Source organism: Azospira oryzae, assembly GCF_004217225.1.
GTDB lineage: Bacteria > Pseudomonadota > Gammaproteobacteria > Burkholderiales > Rhodocyclaceae > Azospira > Azospira oryzae.
On record NZ_SHKM01000001.1, the window covers coordinates 1,725,871 to 1,744,026 of the forward strand.

An 18,156-nucleotide genomic window follows, 5' to 3' on the forward strand; every position below is an offset into this window, starting at 1 on the left:
TGCCGGCCATGGCACGGCGGGCATGCCCGTCCCTGCTGGCTGACGGAGCCCCCCTCCTAAAGCTCCGTGTATTTCACCGCCCGCCCCTGCACCTTTTCCGGCGGGTATTTCTGGCGGTTGAGTTCCATCTTTTCGGCGAAGGCCGCGGCCAGGTCGATTTCCAGCAGGTCGGCGACCCGGATCACGCCCATCAGTACGTCCGACAGTTCGTGCCCCACTTCCCGCCGCTGTTCCGGGGTCAGCTTGAAGCTGTCGGCCTCGGACAGCCACTGGAAATGCTCCAGCACCTCGCCGGCCTCCAGGGTCATGGCGATGGCCAGGTTCTTCGGGTTGTGGTGTTGATCCCAGCCCCGCTCGCTGACGAATTGGCGGACGACGGCTCGCAGTTCTTCCAGTTGGCTCATGGCGGCAGGGGCAAGAAATGGGAAGCCGCCATGATAGCGGAGCCAGGGGACCGGGCCCTCCTCCAGCCCCTGGCCGAATGCCTGGGCAGCCATTGCGCAACGCCAATGGCATAATTGGATTTTCTCCGTAGCGCGCCCGCCATGCTCGATACCCTCTACGGCAAGACCTTCCTCATTCTCACCATCCAGCTGGCCCTGACCTGGGCCAGCACCTTCCTCTTCATCCTCTGGCTGCGCCAGCGCTACTACGCCCGGGCGGCCTGGGTCGGCGGCAGTCTGCTGGAATCCGGCGAGCTGGACCTGGAGCTGGACTGGCAGGCCGTCGCCCCCTGGTTCTGGCTGCTGCTGGGGGTGGATGTGGCAGTCTTTCTCCTGCTGCTCTTCGTCGGCCAGCACAACTTGGCCATCGGCCTGCCCCTCTTCTGCCTGTGGTCGCTGCTGACGGGCATCGAGCTGGCCCTGGCCCTGGTGTCGGTGGACGAGAACCTGGGGGGCAAGGTCCTGGCCCTCACCGCCATGCTCACTTTCGCCGCCTTCCTGGTGGGCGCCTATGCCGGCATCGACTTTTCCTTTCTCGGCAGCACCCTCTTCGCCGGCCTCACCCTGGTGCTTCTGGGGGGCCTCTACCGCCTGCTGTTTTCCATCTCCGACGGCTGGCGACGCCTGCTGGCCCTGTTCGGCTGCGCCGTCTTCGTCGGCTACCTGGTGTTCGACTTCAACCGCCTCACCCGCAGCCCCCGCAACGACTGGGAAAAGGCCCTGGACCTGGCCATCAGCCTGTACCTGGACATCATCAACCTGTTCCTCCACCTGCTGGACCTGCTGCATCGCTGAAGCGGCGCCGGCCGTGGCATAATCGCGCCCCTCCCGGCGCCGCGGCGCCCGGACGGCGGCGCCTTCTCCCGGGTTTCCAGACGCCCCGTCCCGTTCCCTGAGCCCGATCTTCTTGCACAGGAGCAAGCTATGGTCGGCTATTGGCTGATTCTCGCCGTGGCGGTGGTCACGGAAATCCTCTGGGCCCTGAGCCTCAAATACATCCAGCAGCATCCCGGCCCCTGGCCCGTGGCCGCCTCCCTCGGCCTGACCCTGGTGAACATGGCCCTGCTCTCCCTGGCCATGCGGGGCATTCCCGCCGGCGTCGCCTACGCGGTGTGGACCGGCCTCGGTGCCGTCGGCGTCGCCATCTGCGGCGCCCTCTTCTTCGGCGACCAGCTCAACGGCGGCCAGATGGGCGCCATGGCGGTGGTCATCGCCGGCGTGGTCGGCATGAAGCTGGCCACCGGCTGAAACGGCAGCAGGACCGGGCCGGCGGCGGCCCCTGTGCGGCGGCCGCCGCCGGCATTACACTGGACGTTCCGCCACGCCCGTACGTCCGCCCATGCAGGACCCCATCACCACTGCCGCCCAGTACGTGCTCGAAGCCGACGGCCTGCTCATCACGGCCGGTGCCGGCATGGGCATAGATTCGGGCCTGCCGGACTTCCGCGGCCCGGAAGGCTTCTGGCGGGCCTATCCGGCCCTGGGGCTGCAGCGCCTGATGTTCGAGGAAATCGCCTGCCCCGACGCCTTCGTGCGGGACCCGGAGCAGGCCTGGGGCTTCTACGCCCACCGCCTCAACCTCTACCGCCGCACCACGCCCCACGCCGGCTTCGCCCTGCTGCGGGCCATGGCCGAGCGCCTGGAACGGGGCGCCTTCGTCTTCACCAGCAACGTGGACGGCCAGTTCCAGAAGGCCGGCTTCGACGAACTGCAGGTGGCCGAATGCCACGGCAGCCTGCACCACCTGCAGTGCTTCCACGACTGCCGGGGCCACATCTGGCCGGCGGCGGATTTCGCGCCGGAGGTGGACGAGGCCCGCTGCCGCCTGCGCTCGCCCCTGCCCCGCTGCCCCGACTGCGGCGCCCTGGCCCGGCCCAACGTGCTCATGTTCGGCGACTGGAACTGGCAGTCCGGCCGCACCGAAGTGCAGCGCCAGCGCCTGGAAAACTGGCTGGCCACGGTGCAGCGTCCGGTGGTGATCGAGCTGGGGGCCGGCACCGCCATCCCCACGGTGCGCTGGTTCGGCGAAATGCGCGGCGCCCCCCTGATCCGCATCAATCCCGGCGAAGCGGAGGTGTGCACCGACCGCGGCGTCAGCCTGCCCCTGGGCGCCCACGTCGGTCTCCAGGCCATGGCCCGGGAACTGCGGGCCGCCGGCTTTCTCGATTGACCACATTTGATGCGTCTCCATCGCCGCGCCGGGCTTGAAGCCGGCGCCGCCGCCCCCAACTCCATGCCGTCATTACTCCCTGTCGCCGCCATGCCCAGCCGCTACCGTTGCCTCGCCCTGCTCCTCCTCGCAGCCCTGAACGCCGCGCCCCTGGCCGCCCAGGAAGGCATCGACGTGGGCAAGCCTTCGGCCCTGCGCCGCCTGGTGCCGGCGGAGCAGATCGAGCGCCAGGCCGGCCAGGAATACGAGCAGCTGAAGCAGCAGGCCGCCCGGCAGCGGGCCCTGGCGCCGGCGGACCATCCCCAGGCGCGGCGCCTGCAGGCCATCGCCCGGCGCCTGATCCCCTTCGCCGAGCGCTTCAACCCCCGGGCCGGACAATGGCGCTGGGAAGTGAACCTGATCGGCTCCCGGGACATCAACGCCTTCTGCATGCCCGGCGGCAAGATCGCCTTTTTCACCGGTCTGGTGGAAGGCCTGAAGCTGACGGACGACGAGATCGCCGTGGCCATGGGCCACGAAATGGCCCACGCCCTGCGCGAGCACGCCCGGGAGCAGACGGCCAAGAGCGGCCTGACCCAGCTTGGCGCCAGCCTCCTCGGCCAGTTCGTCGGCCGGGGCCAGTACGCCGACCTGTTCCAGTTCGGCGGCAACATGCTGAGCCTGAAATTCTCTCGGGACGACGAGAGCGAGGCCGATCTGGTGGGCCTGGATCTGGCGGCTCGGGCCGGCTACGACCCGCGGGCCGGCATCAGCCTGTGGCAGAAGATGGGCCAGGCCTCCGGGGGCGGCGGCAACCTGGCCTGGTTCTCCACCCACCCCGCCGGCAAGGACCGCATCGGCGACATCCGCCGCCACCTGCCCCAGGTCATGCCCCTGTACGAGAACGCCCGTAAAGCCACGGAGAAAAAGTAGGCATTTGGCGGCAAATGTCTCGTATTTCACGGAAATTGCCCCATGCCGGTGCTATAAAGAAAGCGTCCCCCTGCCTTTTACCGGGAGTACGCCATGGACAGCAGCGGTCTCACCTCCATCTACGCCTACTACAACCCCTATGGCCTATACGGCCTGGGCGGTCTGTCCTCCCTCGGCGCTGTCGCAGCTGCCAACCGCAGCCAGGGGAGTTCTTCCGTATCCGGCATCGGCAGCGGCAGCAGCTGGACCACGGTTTCCAGCCTGGGCCAGACCTTGAGCGCCGTCAGCAATCTGCAGACGGCAGCCGAAAAACTGACCAAGCCCGGCGCCTTCTCCTCCCTTTCCGTCGCCTCCTCCGCCCCCACCGTGGCCCGGGGTAGCGCCGCGGAAGGCACGGCCCAGGGGGCCTATACGGTGCGGGTGGATCAGCTGGCCCAGCAGCAGGTGCTCACCTCTGCCGCCCAGGCCACCCAATACACCGCCATCGGCAGCGGCGCCGACACCACGGTCAATTTCCAGTTCGCCAACGGGCGCAGCGCCTCGGTGGATATCGATGGTGGCGACAACACCGTCAAGGGGCTGGCAGCTGCCATCAACCGGGCCGACATCGGCGTTTCCGCCAGCGTGGTCAGCGGCCCCACCGGCTACCAGTTGCAGCTTTCCGGCGAAAGCGGGGCGGGCAATGCCTTCACCGTCAGCGCCAGCGGCGACAGCACCCTTTCCGACTTTTTCAGCAGCCCGCCGGGCGGCAACGGCCTTTTGCTGACCCAGCAGGCCCAGGACGCCAAGGGCTCGGTGAACGGCAGCGCCTTCACCTCCGGCACCAACACGGCCACCACCTCGGTGGAAGGCCTGACCCTCAAGCTCAACGCCACCGGCACCACCAATCTCACGGTCGGCGGCAATGCGGACCAGGCGGCGGCGGTGACCGACTTCGTCAAGGCCTACAACGCCGTGCAGAGCGGCCTCAACAGCCTGTCCCGGGAATACGCCGGCTTCAACCTGACGGCCCCCTATCTGCGCAACACATTGAGCCAGGCCCTGACGCCGGGAGCCGCCGCGGGCTCGGGCAACATCCAGAAGCTCGCGGACATCGGCATCAGCAGCAATGCAAACGGCAGCCTCAGCGTCGATACGGAAAAGCTGCGCTCGGCCCTGAGCAGCAATGCTGACGCGGTGGCCAGCCTCTTTTCCACCGACAAGGGCGAAGGGGTGGCCGATCGCATCCTGGCCCAGGTCAGCGAAGACGGCGCCCTGGCGGTGGACAACCTGCTCAAGTCCGCCGCTCCCAGCCTGACCACCGCCGGCCTCAGCACGGCCAACCTGCAGAGCAATCTGCTCAACGCCATGTTCAACCAGCAGCAGAACTGGCTCAGCCAGTACAGCGGCCTCGGCAGCCTGACCGCCTCCCTCGGCAGCACCGACTCCCTGCTGAGCAGCCTGCTCGGCAGCAGCAGCAACAACCTGAGCGGCCTGGGGCTGATCGGCGGCCTGAGTAATCCGGCCACGGTGACCTCCCTCTTCAGCAGTTGAGACCGGGAGCGGGCTGGCTCCGGGCTTATGCCCCAACGACAAAGGCCGCCCGCGGGCGGCCTTTGTCTTTCGTGGCAACGGACGGGTGAAGCGGACGGAGCGCTATCGAATCATCCAGGCGCCAGGCGCCATCGGTGGTCGACAGCCGAACTGGCGGCGGCGACAAGCGCCGGCAGCGGAAACGCCGCCAGGCGAGAATCAGGAACAGCCCCTCCCCGCAGACGTCCGCCGGACGGCCCTTAGCGGGCTGCCATGGCGGGACGGCGCGTCAGCGCTTCTTCGCCGGGGTGGCCTTGCCCCGTGCTGCTGCCGGCTTCTTCGCGGCGGCAGGGGCCGCCGGTTTGCCCACCAGGCGGGCCTTCTGGACCTGGGGATTGGCGCGGCTGGCGGAGATTTCCAGGCCGATGGCCGGCGGCAGGTCCCGGGCGCCGGGGGGCAGGCGGGCGTAGCGGGCCCGGGCTGCGGAGATGCGCTGGTCGATGCGGGACAGGTCGTAGCCCTTGGCCTCCATGGCCCGCCGCACTTCCAAGAGGCGCTGGATTTCCGCCGGCACCTTTTCCGACTTGCGGGCCACGCCCCAGTCGGCCTTGGGCCGGTTGGCGGCGTCGATGAATTCTTCCGGATTGGTGATGACCCGGGCCACCTTCAGGTGGTCGTATTTCATGGCCCAATCCAGGGCGGTCTGGCCGTTCTCGTTGCGCAGCCTGGGGTCGGCGCCCCATTCCATGAGACGCACGGCCAGGGCGTCCTTGCCTTCGTAGGCGGCCATCATCAGCACCGAGGAGCCGTTGGGGGCCTGGGCATTGACGTCGGCACCCCGCTTCAGCAGATATTCGGCCACCTCGGCGTGGCCGGCGAAGACGGCGTAGTGCAGGGCGGACCAGGCATAACCCTCCCGGTTCACCTGGGCGCCGTGCTCCAGCAGCCACTGCACCGCCTTCAGGTGGCCCTTCCAGGCCGCCAGCAGCAGGGCCTGCTCGCCCTTGTCGTTCACCGCGTTGAGGTCGGCGCCCCGGGCGTGGAACAGCTCCATCAGGGCCACATTGCCCTCCCAGGCGCCGATCATCAGGCCGGTGCCGACCCGGTCCGCCTGGTAGTCCGGCGGCAGGCCCGCATCCAGCCATTCCCGGGCCTGGTCCAGGTTGCCCATTTCCAGGGCGAGACCGAAGCTGATCGGACTGGGCGGCTGGAAGCCTGCCGCCTGCTGGGCCAGGGTTGGGCCCGTGCAAAAACACAGGCCGAGGGCCAGGGTGGCGAGGAGGCGCCGGGCCGGCGTCGCCAGGGGGCTGCAGGTGGGCAGGGTGGGGGAAAATTTCATCATTCGCTTCCGTTGTGCCGCCGAAGGCGCTTGCATCGCCCCCCCGGCTTGTGGTCTAAAGACGCTTTTGCTCACGGCCCGCAACGGGCCCCTTGCGATCCTTCTGCGACTGCCGATGCGGTTCCACCGGTTTCACGCCGCCCTTCTCTGTTCTCTCGCGCTCCATGCCGCCGCGCTCCTGCTGCTGCCGCCTCCGGCGGCGCCGGCCCGGGCCGCCGTGCCGTTGCAGGCGCGCCTGCGGCCGCCGCCGCTGACGCCTGCCGCCCAGGAACCGCCGCCGCCACCGCCCCGGGAAGAAGCAGCGCCGCCGCCACCGGAGAAACCTGCAAGCGCCAAGCCCAAGCCCGAGAAAAAGGCCCCGGCCAAACCGGCGCCGGCCCGTTTCAAGGAGCCGCCGGCCAGCTTCAACGGTTACCCGGTCCTGGCGGGAAACGCCGCCCGCAGCGCCTTCAGCCAGCTGGCACGGCAGCCCCTGTATCCGCCCGAGGCCATTGCCCGGGGCCTGCAGGGCGAGGTATTGCTGCTGCTGTTCCTCGACGCCAACGGCAATGTGCAGGCGGCCCGGGTGGAGCGCAGCAGCGGCCAGCCCCTGCTGGACCAGGCCGCCGTCGGCGCCGCCCGCCAGCTCAAGGCCCTGCCGGAAGGGGCGCCCCGGGAGGCGATCCTGCCGGTGCGCTTCAAGCTGGACTGAAACGGCCGCCCTCCGGCTCAGGCCGGAACCGCCGCCGGAGCACCTGGCGGCAGCGGCAACGGCCGCAGGCCGAGGCCCCTATTCTCTCAGATTGCCCCGGCCTCGCGCAGGGCGGCGATGGCCTCGGCGTCGTAGCCGAGCCGGGTCAGCACCGCCTCGGTATGTTCCCCCAGCCCCGGCCCCAGCCATTCGGTGCCGCCCGGGGTGGCGGAAAGCTTGGGCACGATGCCCGGCACCTTGAAGTCCTTGCCGTCCGGCAGGCGGGCGGACTGGATCATCTCCCGGGCCAGGAACTGGGGGTCGGCGAACATGTCGGCCACCGAATAGACCCGGGAGGCGGGCACCTCCGCCGCTTCCAGCTTGGCCAGCAGCTCGGCCTCGTCCAGGCCCGCCACCCAGGCGTCGATCAGGGCATACACCTCGTCCCGGCGCCCATCCCGGCCGGCGTTGTCGGCCAGGCCCGGGTCGGTGGCCAGATCCTCCCGCCCCAGGGCCCGCATCAGGCGCTGGAAGATGGCATCGCCGTTGGCGCCGATGGTGACGAACTTGCCGTCCCGGGTCTTGTGGGTATTGGAGGGGGTGATGCCGGGCATGATGTTGCCGGTGCGCTCCCGCACGAAGCCGAAGACGTCGAACTCGGGCACCAGGGATTCCATCATGGCGAAAATGGCCTCGTACAGGGCCACGTCCACCACCTGCCCTTTGCCCCCTTGCACCTCCTTGTGGCGCAGGGCCATGAGGGTGCCGAAGACGCCCCACAGGGCGGCGATGGAATCGCCGATGGAAATGCCGGTGCGTACCGGCGGCCGGTCGGCAAAGCCGGTGATGTAACGCAGGCCGCCCATGCTCTCGCCGACGGCGCCGAAGCCCGGCTGGTCCTTGTAGGGCCCGGTCTGGCCGAAGCCGGAGAGGCGCAGCATGACCAGGCCCGGGTTGAGGGCGGATAGTTCCTCCCAGGAGAGGCCCAGTTTTTCCATGACCCCGGGGCGGAAATTCTCCACCACGATGTCCGCCTCCGCCACCAGCTTGCGCACGATGTCCCGCCCCTGGAGATGCTTCAGGTTCACCGTCACCGACTGCTTGTTGCGGGACTGGACGAACCACCACAGGGAGGTGCCTTCGTACAGCTTGCGCCACTTGCGCAGGGGATCGCCGCCGTCCGGCGACTCGATCTTCACCACCTCGGCGCCGAACTCGGCCAGCAGGCGGGAGGCGAAGGGCCCGGCGATGAGGGTGCCCAGCTCGACGACCTTGAGGCCGGCCAGGGGCTTGGGAGGACAGGAGGCGGCTGGGGACATGGGGGCGGAACCTGTAAGGGAAGGCGCCATTATGCCCGCTCCGCCCCCTGGCCTATACTGCCCGCCACAGCCACGAGGAGAAGCCATGAACCAGACCGTTTTCAGCCGCATCATCAACGGCGAACTGCCCTGCGCCAAGGTGTACGAGGACGGCCACGTCTTCGCCTTCATGGATGCAGGCCAGGTCAATCCGGGCCACGTCCTGGTGGTGAGCAAGAAGCCCTTCGAGACCCTGCTTGACGCCGACGAGGAAACCGCCGCCGCCCTCATGCGCGCCGCCCGCAAGATCGCCCTGGCGGTGCAGGACGCCTTCGGCCCCGAAGGCATCACCATCCTCCAGGCCAACCGGCCCCAGGGCTGGCAGACCGTGCCCCACCTGCACCTGCACGTGCTGCCCCGCCACGCCGGCGACGGCGTCGGCCTGGTATGGCCGCGCAAGGAGCCGGGCCTGGAGCAGTTGCAGACCCTGGCGGCAAAAATAAAGGTAACGGACTGAAGCTGCGGGTAAAATACGCCCCCTTCGCCTGTCGCCCGCCCGCCGGCGTGGCAGTCCGGCGGCACCGACCCCAGCTCCCCACCCTTTAATCATCGAGTCCCCATGAAACACATCGCCCGCAAGCGCTTCGGCCAGAACTTTTTGCAGGACCCGCAAATCGTCGCCGACATCGTGGGCGCCGTGAATCCGCCCCGGGACGGCCAGGTGGTGGAAATCGGCCCCGGCCTGGGCGCTCTCACCGTGCCCCTGATGGCCCGGGTGGACCACCTGCATGTGGTGGAAATCGACCGGGACCTGATCGCCCGCCTGAAAAAGCAATACCCCAAGGACAAGCTGACCATCCACGAAGGCGATGCCCTGGAGTTCGACTTCGGCCAGCTGGGCCCCAACCTGCAGATCGTCGGCAACCTGCCCTACAACATCTCCACCCCCCTGCTCTTCCACCTGGCCAGCTTCGCCCCCATGGTGCGGGACATGCACTTCATGCTGCAGAAGGAAGTGGTGGAGCGCATGGTGGCCCTGCCCGGCGAGAGCGAATACAGCCGCCTCTCGGTGATGCTGCAGTACCGCTTCTACATGGACTGGCTGCTGGATGTGCCGCCCGAATCCTTCGACCCGGCGCCCAAGGTGGATTCGGCCGTGGTGCGCCTGATTCCCCGGCCCCAGGAGGAACTCACGGCGAAGGACCCGGCCCTGCTGGAAAAGGTGGTGCAGGCCGCCTTCTCCCAGCGGCGCAAGATGCTGCGCAACACCCTCAAGGAACTGGGCGGCGAAGCCTGGCTCGAAGCCCACGGCATCAAGCCCACGGCCCGGGCCGAAGACGTGCCGGTGGCCGACTACATCGCCCTGGCCAACAGCCTGGTCAAGCCCGAAAACTAGGCACCTCGGAGAGGCAGGCGGGATGCGGCTGCCGGGCATGGCATCGCCGGCAGGCCCGTCCTTTCTGCCTCCCAGCCCATCCCCCTGACGACTACTGGCGCCACGCCATTGCCGCCGCGGCGGGCCGCCGGCCAAGCGGGTAAAATGGCGGCCTTGGCTCCCCCCCCGGTGTTACGGATTCATCCCATGCTACGACTGACCGAAATCAAGCTCCCCCTGGACCACCCCGAAGCGGACCTGCGCAGCGCCGTCTGCCAGCGCCTGGGCATCGCCGACGGGGACCTGCTGGGCTATTCGGTCTATCGCCGCAGCTTCGATGCGCGCAAGAAGTCCGCCATCGTCTTCATCTACGCCATCGACGCCGAGGTGCGCGACGAGGCCGCCGTGCTCAAGCGCCTGGCCGGCGACAAGCACGTCATGCCCTCCCCCGACACCACCTACCGCTTCGTCGCCCGGGCCCCGGCCCAGCTGGCGACCCGGCCCGTGGTCATCGGCACCGGCCCCTGCGGCCTCTTCGCCGGCCTGCTGCTGGCCCAGATGGGCTTCAAGCCCATCATCCTGGAGCGGGGCAAGGCGGTGCGGGAACGCACCAAGGACACCTGGGGCCTGTGGCGCAAGGGCGAGCTGAACCCAGATTCCAACGTGCAGTTCGGCGAGGGCGGCGCCGGCACCTTCTCCGACGGCAAGCTCTACAGCCAGATCAAGGACCCCCAGCACCACGGGCGCAAGGTGCTGGAAGAGTTCGTCAAGGCCGGGGCGCCGGAGGAAATCCTCTACATCAGCAAGCCCCACATCGGCACCTTCCGCCTGGTGGGCATGGTGGAGAAGATGCGGGCCAACATCATCGAACTGGGCGGCGAAGTGCGTTTCGGCTGCCGGGTCGAGGAAATCGAGATCGAGCGGGACGCCGCCGGCAACGGCCAGGTGCGCGGCGTGGTGCTGGCCGACGGCGAGCGCATCCCCAGCGACCATGTGGTGCTGGCCGTGGGCCACAGCGCCCGGGACACCTTCCACATGCTCTACGCCAAGGGCGTCTACATCGAGGCCAAGCCCTTCTCCATCGGCGTGCGCATCGAGCATCCCCAGGCCCTCATCGACAAGGCCCGCTTCGGCCCCTTCGCCGGCCACCCCCTGCTCGGCGCCGCCGACTACAAGCTGGTGCACCACTGCAGCAACGGCCGCTCCGCCTACAGCTTCTGCATGTGCCCCGGCGGCACCGTGGTGGCCGCCACCTCGGAGCCGGGCCGGGTGGTGACCAACGGCATGAGCCAGTATTCGCGCAACGAGCGCAACGCCAATAGCGGCATCGTCGTCGGCATCGCGCCGGAGACGGACTACCCGGGCCATTCCCTGGCCGGCATCGACTTCCAGCGCCACTGGGAATCGAAGGCCTTCGAAGCCGGCGGCGGCACCTACGCCGCCCCCGCCCAGCGGGTCGGCGACTTCCTCGCCGGGCGCCCCTCCACCGCCCCGGGCGGAGTCGAGCCCTCCTACACGCCGGGAGTGCACTGGACCGATCTCTCCCAGTGCCTGCCCTCCTACGTGGTGCAGGCCCTGCGCGAGGCCCTGCCGGCCTTCGACAGGCAGATCCGCGGCTTTGCCATGGCCGACGCGGTCATGACCGGGGTCGAGACCCGTACCTCCTCCCCCATCCGCATCAAGCGCGGCGACGACCTGCAGAGCCTCAACACCCGGGGCCTGTACCCGGCCGGCGAAGGCGCCGGCTACGCCGGAGGCATCCTCTCCGCCGGGGTGGACGGCATCAAGGTGGCCGAAGCCGTGGCCCTGGACATGGTGGGCCGGCCCGCCGCCTGAGCGGCCGCGCCCGCCGGCATCCCGCTCACGCGCACGCCATGGGCTTTTTCGACTGGCTGCTCGGCCCCCGCCACAGCGACCTGGCGGACGACGGCCTGCAGCAGGCCATCCACCAGGTCATGGCCGGCGTCGATCCGCGCCTGCAGGCCATGCACGGCGCCCGGGAGCGCCTTGCCCCGGCCGTCGCCCACGCCCTCGACTACGCCCGCAGCATCGCCGCCCGCCAGGCCGACTGCCTTCCCCTGCAAGCCTCCCGCTGGGCCGCCAGCCCGGTGCTGCGGGCCCTCTTCGCCCGCCCCGAGGACATCACCGCCACCGTGAATGCCAGCCCGGACCTGCGGGAATTCGTCGACAGCGGCGGCGACGGCTGCGGCGACACCATCTACTGCATCGTCGCTGCCACGCCGCAACAGCACACCACCCTGGGCACCGCCCTGGAAGGGGACCTGCTGCGCCGGGACGTGGAGCGGCACAGCATCAGCTTCGGGGACTTCCGCCTGGTGGGCTTTTCCGCCAGCCCCCAGGCCCTGCAGCAGCGCACCCAGGAGATGGTGCTGGAAGCCCTGGTGCTGGACGCCCTGGCCGAAATCACCGCCAGCCAGGCCCGGGGCCGGGCCCTGGAGGCGGAGCACGGCCTGCTGCGGCACCGCCTGGCACTCATGGCCCAGAGCCGGGCCGGCCTCAACGGCCTGGAAGCAGAAGGCGCCCACCACCAGGACGTGGCCCAGCTGCGCCAACAGCTGGCCGACAACGAAGCCGCCCTGGCCGCCGCCCATAGCGGCAGCGGCTGGCTGGAAGCCACCCTGGAACAGCTGCAGGCCCACCTGGCGGCGGCCGAGGAGAGCCTGCCCATCCGCCCCACGGTGCTCTGGCTCGACCCCATGAACCTGATGACGGCACCCCAGGCGGCCAATGCCGCCCCCGTGGCCCTGACGGAAATCGCCCGCCCCGGCCGCCCCCTGCGCCTCACCTTCCCTGCCGCCATCCCCCGGGCCGAGGTGGCGCTGCCCCATCTGGATTTCGACTCGGCCCTGCGCCTGCTCTAGGCGCCTGCTCCCGCCTTCCCCATTTTCTGCCGCCACAAAAACAAACAGGGCGCCAGCGGCGCCCTGTCGGGGAAAACGGGAGAGAACCCGGGAGAGAGCCGGCGCAGAAAACTTCCGCCTCGGTGATTCCCGCGGGAAAAGCTCCCTCAGTCCTTCTTCATCGGGCAGGTCTTGATGCCCAGCAGGGTATAGGCCGGGCACCAGCCCATGAAGCCGGTGGCCAGGGGCACCACGCCGATCCAGGCCCACACCGGGCCGCCCAGGATGGCCCAGGCGATCAGGGCCAGGCCGACGACGATGCGCAGGATTTTGTCGATACCGCCAACGTTTGCTTTCATGTTTGCTGCCTCCAGTGAGTTTTGACCCTCCCAGCATAGCGGGGTCCCGGGCAAGCGTATGTAACCTGGGTCACACACCCACGAGCGATGCCCGGAGGCGCCCAGGCCACGGCCGGCCCAGGCGGCCGCCGGCCTTCAGCGGGCGGCCTCGGCTAGGCTCTTGAGGCCGTTGCGGTCCAGGATGCCGATCTGTTCCCGCCCCAGGGCCACCAGCCCCTGGGCGGCAAAGCCCTTCAGCAGCCGGCTGACGATTTCCCGCACGCTGCCCAGCTCTTCCGCCAGCTGCTGGTGGGTGGCGTGCAGGGTGTCGCCGTTCTTGGCCAGCAGCAGCTTGGCCAGGCGCTGGTCGAGACGGTGGAAGGCCACCTCCTCCACCAGCTGCATCAGTTCGGCCAGACGCTCGGAAAAGAGGTGGAAGACGAAATCGCGGAAGCGGGCCTGCTCCGCCACCAGCCGGTCGAACACCGGGCTGGGCAGGATCAGCAGGGTGATGGGCGTTTCCGCCTCGCCCCGGGCGGTATAGGGCGCATGACCCAGGAGACAGCTGGAGGTGATGATGCAGGATTCCCCCGGCTCCACCCGGTAGAGCAGCATTTCCCGGCCGCTGGCGGCGGTCTTCACCACCTTGATGCTGCCTTCCAGCAGCAGGGGGAAGCCCTGGCAGGGCTGGCGCTCGGCGAACAGCTGGGTGCCGGCGGGCAGCCGCAGCAGGGCCTCGGGCCGGCACAGGGCAGCCAGCTGGTCTGCCGGCAGGGCCGCCAGGGAGGGATAGAGGGCCAGCAGGCCGGCGGGGGTCAGTTCCATGGTCGGGCGCGGTCCTGTTGGGGAATCAGGCGACGGGGCCGACTTCGGCGATGGCCGGGGCGTGGTCCGACGGGCGTTCCCAGGTGCGGGGCTCCTTGTCGATGCGCCCGGCGCTGCAAGCCGCCGCCAGGGGGGCGGAGAGCAGCAGGTGGTCGATGCGCAGGCCCAGGTTGCGGCGGAAGCCGCCCATGCGGTAATCCCACCAGGAGAAGGTGGCCGACGGCTGCTCGAAGAGGCGGAAGCTGTCGCTCAGGCCCAGGCCCAGCAGGCGCTGCCAGGCGGCCCGCTCCGGCTCGGAACAGAGGATCTTGCCTGCCCAGGCCTGGGGGTCGTGCACGTCCGCATCGGCCGGGGCGATATTGAAGTCGCCGGCCAGCACCAGTCGGGGATGGGCGGCCAGTTCCTCGGCCAGCCACTTTTCCAGGGCTGCCAGCCATTCCAGCTTGTAGGCGTACTTGTCGCTGCCGACTTCCTGGCCGTTGGGGAAATAGGCGCAGATCACCCGCACGCCGGCCACCGTGGCGGCGATGAGGCGCTTCTGGGGATCGTCGTAATGGGGATTGCCCCGCTGCACCTCGGCCAGGGGCTGGCGCGAGAGCAGGGCGACGCCGTTGTAGGTCTTCTGGCCGGAAAAGGCGACCTGGTAGCCGGCGGCCTCGATCTCGGCCTGGGGAAAGTTGTGGTCCTCCAGCTTGGTTTCCTGCAGGCAGACCACATCGGGGGCCTCCTTGGCCAGCCACTCCAGCAGATGGGGCAGGCGGACCTTGAGGGAATTGACGTTCCAGGTGGCAAACTTCATCGACAACTATTTCTCCAGGGCGCCCCGGGGCTTGAAACCGTAGGGGGCCGTCTTGGGGTAGCCGGCCAGGTCCAGCAGATTGTTCCAGGCGGCGCTGTCCACGCCCCGGGTGGTCTGCTTGCCGACCATGAGAATGGGCACGACCGGCTCGCTGCCGGCCACGCGCTTGAGTTCTTCGTAATCCTCCGGGGTGGCGATCATCTTCTCGCGGAAGGGAACGCCCCGGGCGTTGAGCAGGTCCCGCCCCAGGCGGCAGGTCTCGACGCAGTCGCTGCTGGTGTACAGCACCACCGGGAAATTCTCCACGGCGCGGCGGGTGGCGTAGGGCAGGCTGCTCTCTTCCCCTTCGGCGGCAGCGCCCAGCTGCTTCTTGCTCACCTGCTTGACCCCGGCGGGGGGCGGCTTGTCGGAAAAGACCGTCTGGCCGGTCTGGGGGTCGATCCAGCGGTAGGTGGTCTGGGCCTGGGCGGCACCCCAGGCCAGGCAGCCGACGAGCAGGGACAGCAGCAGTTTCATGGCAAAAATCTCCCGACAGCGGTGTTGGGCCGGATTACGCGGGGATCATACCATTGTGCCGCAACAGGGCATCCACGCTGGGTTCCCGGCCGCGGAAGGCCTTGAAGGAGTCGATCGCCGGGCGGGAACCGCCGACGGACAAAATCTCGTCCAGGAAGCGCTTGCCGGTGGCCCCGTCGAAGGGATTGCCGGCCTCCTCGAAGGCGGCGTAGGCATCGGCCGACAGCACCTCGGCCCACTTGTAGCTGAAGTAGCCCGCCGCGTAGCCGCCGGCGAAGATGTGGCCGAAGCTGTTGGGGAAGCGGTGCCAGGCGGGGGGAATCAGCACCGCCACTTCCCGGCGCACCTCGTTCAGCACGTCCAGCACGGTCTGCTCGCCCTTGGGGTCGAAGCCGTGGTGGATGCACAGGTCGAAGAGGGAGAATTCCAGCTGGCGCACGGTCATGAGGCCGCTGTGGAAGTTCTTGGCCGCCAGCATCTTGTCGTAGAGGGCCCGAGGCAACGGCTCGCCGGAATCCACGTGGCCGGTCATGCCCTGCAGCACTTCCCACTCCCAGCAGTAGTTCTCCATGAACTGGGAGGGCAGTTCCACCGCATCCCACTCGACGCCGTGGATGCCGGAAACGCCCAGCTCCTCCACCCGGGTCAGCAGGTGGTGCAGGCCGTGGCCGGTCTCGTGGAACAGGGTGATGACGTCGTCGTGGCTGAAGGTGGCCGGTTTGTTGCCCACCGGAGCGGGGAAATTGCAGTTGAGGTAGGCCACCGGGGTCTGGATGCCGGCAGCGGTGGCGCGGCGGGTGATGGCTTCGTCCATCCAGGCGCCGCCCCGCTTGGTTTCCCGGGCGTAGAGGTCCAGGTAGAACTGGCCCACCAGCTCGCCGGCGGCGGTCTCGATGCGGAAGAAACGCACGTCCGGATGCCACACGGGGGCCGCGTCGGGCTTCAGTTTGACGTTGAAGAGGGACTCGATGACCTTGAACAGGCCGCCCAGCACCTTGGGTTCGGGGAAGTACTGCTTCACCTCCTCGTCGGAGAAGGAGTAGCGGGCCTGTTTGAGCTTTTCCGAGGCCCAGCCGATGTCCCAGGGTTCCAGGTCGTCCATGCCCAGTTCGCTCTTGGCGAAGGCCTTCAGTTCGGCCAGGTCCTTCTCGGCGAAGGGCTTGGCCTTCACCGCCAGGTCGTTGAGGAAGGCCAGCACCTGTTCCGGACTGTCGGCCATCTTGGGCACCAGGGAAACCTGGGCGAAGGTGTCGAAGCCCAGCATCTTCGCCTCTTCGGCCCGCAGTTCCAGGATGCGACGGATCAGGGGGGTGTTGTCCCACTCGGCCTTGCTGCTGCCGTCGGTGAACTCGGCGGCTCGGGTGGCGTAGGCCCGGTACAGGGCCTGGCGCAGGCGGCGGCTCTCGGCGTACTGCATCACCGGCATGTAGGAGGGGGCGTGCAGGGTGAATTTCCAGCCGGCCTTGCCCTCTCCGCTCTTTCCATCCCTCTCGGCGGCGGCCCGGGCGGCAGCCTGCACGTCTTCCGGCAGGCCCGCCAGTTCGGCCTCGTCGGTCACAATTTCGGCGAAGGCGTTGGTGGCGTCCAGCAGGTTTTCCGAGAACTTGGCGGAGAGGCTGGCCAGTTCTTCCTGGATGGCCTGGAAGCGGGGCTTCTGCGCTTCCGGCAGTTCGGCACCGGAAAGGCGGAAGTCGCGGATCTCGTTGTGCAGGATTCTCTTGCGGGCCGGGGAAAGGCCGGCGAATTCGGGGGAGGCGGCCAGGGCCTTGTACTTCTCGAAGAGGGCCAGGTTCTGGCCCAGTTCGCTGAAGAAGCGGGTCACCTCCGGCAGCAGGTCGTTGTAGGCCTCGCGCCATTCGGGCACGTCATTGACGCCGTGCAGGTGGCCGACGATGCCCCAGGCCCAGGAGAGGTGCTCGATGCCGTCGTTGAGGGGCGCCGCGAAATCGTCCCAGGTGGCCGGCACGGCGGCGGCGGTGAGGCGCGCCACCAGGGCCCGGCTGTCGGCCAGCAGCTGCTCGATGGCGGGCCGCACGTGGGCCGGCTCGATGCGGTCGAAGGGCGGCAGCACGGCACGGGGCTGGCCGACGGTGGCAAGAAGGGGATTGGCGCTCATGGGCTGTTCTCTGGAGATGTTATCGGTAGGGGCAACAAAAACGGGCGGCCTGGGCCGCCCGTGGGCTGGCGCTGAAACTGGACGTCTGTTCTTGCAGATGGGGTCTGGCGCCTATTCTACAAGGTCCGCGTAGGCATGCCAGGTGGCGTGGCCCAGCAGGGGCATGATCAGCACCAGGCCGGCCATCAGGGTGACGAAGCCGAACAGGGTCAGGCTGACGATGAGGAAGGACCACAGCAGCATGGCCGGCAGATTGGTCGCCACCACGTTGATGCTGGTGGCCATGGCGTGGTGCACCTCCACCTCCCGGTCCAGCAGCAGGGGCGCCGTCACCACCGAGAGCAGGAAGGTCACCGCGGCCAGGGTGGCGCCGCTGAGGGTCCAGATGGCGGCCAGGTTGGGGTGGCGGCCGGAGAGGAAGATTTCCCGGGCCAGTTCCTCGAAGCCCCAGATCCACTCGCTGCCCAGCAGATAGGCCACCAGGGCCGTGGTCAGCTGGGCCCAGATGAAGTAGATGGCGGCCAGGAAGAGGCCGTAGAGGGCCAGGGGGCGCCAGCGGGCGGCCAGGGAATGGGCCACGGCGGCGGCATCGAGCCGGTCGCCGCCGGCGATGCGGCGGCTGATCTCGTAGAAGCCCACGGCCAGCAGAGGCCCTACCAAGAGGAAGCCGGAGACGGCCGCCAGCAGCAGTTCGGGCCGGCCCTGGGCCAGGGCGAAGATGCACAGGCCGCCGATGGCGAACAGGGCGCCCAGGGAGAGGCTCAGGGCGGGCCGGCGGGAGAGGTCCCGCAGGCCGCCGGCCAGCCAGTGGAAGGGACGGAACCAGGCCACGTGGCGCACCCGGGGCAGGTCGTGATGAACGGGGGAGTGCAGGATGTCCATGATGATCTCCTTCTCAGGGTTGGAGCGGGGACATGGGTTGGACCGCAACTGCCCGTCCGGGTTTCCGGCCGGCAAAAACAAAAGGGGCGGGAGAATCTCC

Annotated in this window: 19 protein-coding genes; 10 read left to right on the forward strand and 9 right to left on the reverse strand. The window is 68.8% G+C overall.

What is annotated here, in order from left to right:
• Window positions 1-56 precede the first annotated feature (56 nt).
• Window positions 57-404 carry a nucleotide pyrophosphohydrolase gene (locus tag EV678_RS07870; RefSeq protein WP_130459086.1) on the reverse strand — a complete coding sequence of 116 codons (348 nt, stop codon included), beginning with the start codon at window positions 402-404 and terminating at the stop codon, window positions 57-59.
• 141 nt (window positions 405-545) lie between these two features.
• Between EV678_RS07870 and EV678_RS07875 the strand changes: the two genes are divergently transcribed.
• From EV678_RS07875 to fliD, 5 genes are all read left to right on the forward strand, one after another.
• Window positions 546-1,238: a Bax inhibitor-1 family protein gene (locus EV678_RS07875; protein ID WP_130459087.1), complete on the forward strand. Its 693-nt coding sequence runs from the start codon at window positions 546-548 to the stop codon at window positions 1,236-1,238.
• A 129-nt stretch (window positions 1,239-1,367) separates the two neighbouring features.
• Entirely contained in the window at window positions 1,368-1,691 is a 324-nt protein-coding gene (locus EV678_RS07880; RefSeq protein ID WP_014235158.1) for a DMT family transporter, read from the forward strand.
• A gap of 91 nt (window positions 1,692-1,782) precedes the next feature.
• Window positions 1,783-2,613, forward strand: a complete 831-nt coding sequence (locus EV678_RS07885) for an SIR2 family NAD-dependent protein deacylase (protein ID WP_014235159.1) — start codon at window positions 1,783-1,785, stop codon at window positions 2,611-2,613.
• Between the two features lie 9 nt (window positions 2,614-2,622).
• A complete protein-coding gene (locus EV678_RS07890; RefSeq protein ID WP_235832418.1) occupies window positions 2,623-3,525 on the forward strand; it encodes a M48 family metallopeptidase in 903 nt (300 codons plus the stop codon).
• A gap of 93 nt (window positions 3,526-3,618) precedes the next feature.
• On the forward strand, window positions 3,619-5,058 hold the full coding sequence (gene fliD, locus EV678_RS07895) for a flagellar filament capping protein FliD (RefSeq protein WP_130459088.1): 1,440 nt from the start codon (window positions 3,619-3,621) through the stop codon (window positions 5,056-5,058).
• 268 nt (window positions 5,059-5,326) lie between these two features.
• On the opposite strand, the gene EV678_RS07900 is transcribed toward fliD, so the two are convergent.
• The gene (locus EV678_RS07900; RefSeq protein WP_165397468.1) at window positions 5,327-6,376 is read right to left on the reverse strand and encodes an ankyrin repeat domain-containing protein; all 1,050 of its coding nucleotides are present in this window, start codon (window positions 6,374-6,376) and stop codon (window positions 5,327-5,329) included.
• A gap of 115 nt (window positions 6,377-6,491) precedes the next feature.
• On the opposite strand from EV678_RS07900, the gene EV678_RS07905 reads away from it, so the two are divergent.
• The gene (locus EV678_RS07905; protein WP_130459090.1) at window positions 6,492-7,067 is read left to right on the forward strand and encodes an energy transducer TonB; all 576 of its coding nucleotides are present in this window, start codon (window positions 6,492-6,494) and stop codon (window positions 7,065-7,067) included.
• 86 nt (window positions 7,068-7,153) lie between these two features.
• Here EV678_RS07905 and EV678_RS07910 read toward each other — a convergent pair whose 3' ends face one another.
• A complete protein-coding gene (locus tag EV678_RS07910; RefSeq protein ID WP_130459091.1) occupies window positions 7,154-8,365 on the reverse strand; it encodes a CaiB/BaiF CoA transferase family protein in 1,212 nt (403 codons plus the stop codon).
• A gap of 85 nt (window positions 8,366-8,450) precedes the next feature.
• Here EV678_RS07910 and EV678_RS07915 point away from each other — a divergent pair, with 85 nt between their 5' ends.
• From EV678_RS07915 to EV678_RS16060, 4 genes are all read left to right on the forward strand, one after another.
• A complete protein-coding gene (locus tag EV678_RS07915) occupies window positions 8,451-8,861 on the forward strand; it encodes an HIT family protein (protein ID WP_014235165.1) in 411 nt (136 codons plus the stop codon).
• Window positions 8,862-8,963: 102 nt separating this feature from the next.
• On the forward strand, window positions 8,964-9,740 hold the full coding sequence (rsmA, locus tag EV678_RS07920) for a 16S rRNA (adenine(1518)-N(6)/adenine(1519)-N(6))-dimethyltransferase RsmA (protein ID WP_014235166.1): 777 nt from the start codon (window positions 8,964-8,966) through the stop codon (window positions 9,738-9,740).
• Window positions 9,741-9,926: 186 nt separating this feature from the next.
• The gene (locus tag EV678_RS07925) at window positions 9,927-11,555 is read left to right on the forward strand and encodes an NAD(P)/FAD-dependent oxidoreductase (protein ID WP_130459092.1); all 1,629 of its coding nucleotides are present in this window, start codon (window positions 9,927-9,929) and stop codon (window positions 11,553-11,555) included.
• Window positions 11,556-11,593: 38 nt separating this feature from the next.
• Complete coding sequence (locus EV678_RS16060; protein WP_165397469.1) at window positions 11,594-12,601, forward strand: hypothetical protein; 1,008 nt, start codon at window positions 11,594-11,596, stop codon at window positions 12,599-12,601.
• 146 nt (window positions 12,602-12,747) lie between these two features.
• Here EV678_RS16060 and EV678_RS07930 read toward each other — a convergent pair whose 3' ends face one another.
• The 6 genes from EV678_RS07930 to EV678_RS07955 form a co-directional block, all read right to left on the reverse strand.
• Window positions 12,748-12,939 (reverse strand): YgaP family membrane protein, encoded by a 192-nt coding sequence (locus EV678_RS07930; RefSeq protein ID WP_014235169.1) that lies wholly within the window; start codon window positions 12,937-12,939, stop codon window positions 12,748-12,750.
• A 135-nt stretch (window positions 12,940-13,074) separates the two neighbouring features.
• Entirely contained in the window at window positions 13,075-13,743 is a 669-nt protein-coding gene (locus tag EV678_RS07935) for a Crp/Fnr family transcriptional regulator (protein ID WP_130459093.1), read from the reverse strand.
• Between the two features lie 25 nt (window positions 13,744-13,768).
• Window positions 13,769-14,542: an exodeoxyribonuclease III gene (gene xth, locus EV678_RS07940; RefSeq protein ID WP_130459094.1), complete on the reverse strand. Its 774-nt coding sequence runs from the start codon at window positions 14,540-14,542 to the stop codon at window positions 13,769-13,771.
• A 6-nt stretch (window positions 14,543-14,548) separates the two neighbouring features.
• Window positions 14,549-15,058: a glutaredoxin family protein gene (locus tag EV678_RS07945; protein WP_130459095.1), complete on the reverse strand. Its 510-nt coding sequence runs from the start codon at window positions 15,056-15,058 to the stop codon at window positions 14,549-14,551.
• Between the two features lie 34 nt (window positions 15,059-15,092).
• Window positions 15,093-17,174, reverse strand: coding sequence for a M3 family metallopeptidase (locus EV678_RS07950; RefSeq protein WP_130459096.1), 2,082 nt, complete (start codon window positions 17,172-17,174; stop codon window positions 15,093-15,095).
• A 111-nt stretch (window positions 17,175-17,285) separates the two neighbouring features.
• Window positions 17,286-18,056: a DUF2189 domain-containing protein gene (locus EV678_RS07955; protein WP_130459097.1), complete on the reverse strand. Its 771-nt coding sequence runs from the start codon at window positions 18,054-18,056 to the stop codon at window positions 17,286-17,288.
• Window positions 18,057-18,156 lie beyond the last annotated feature (100 nt).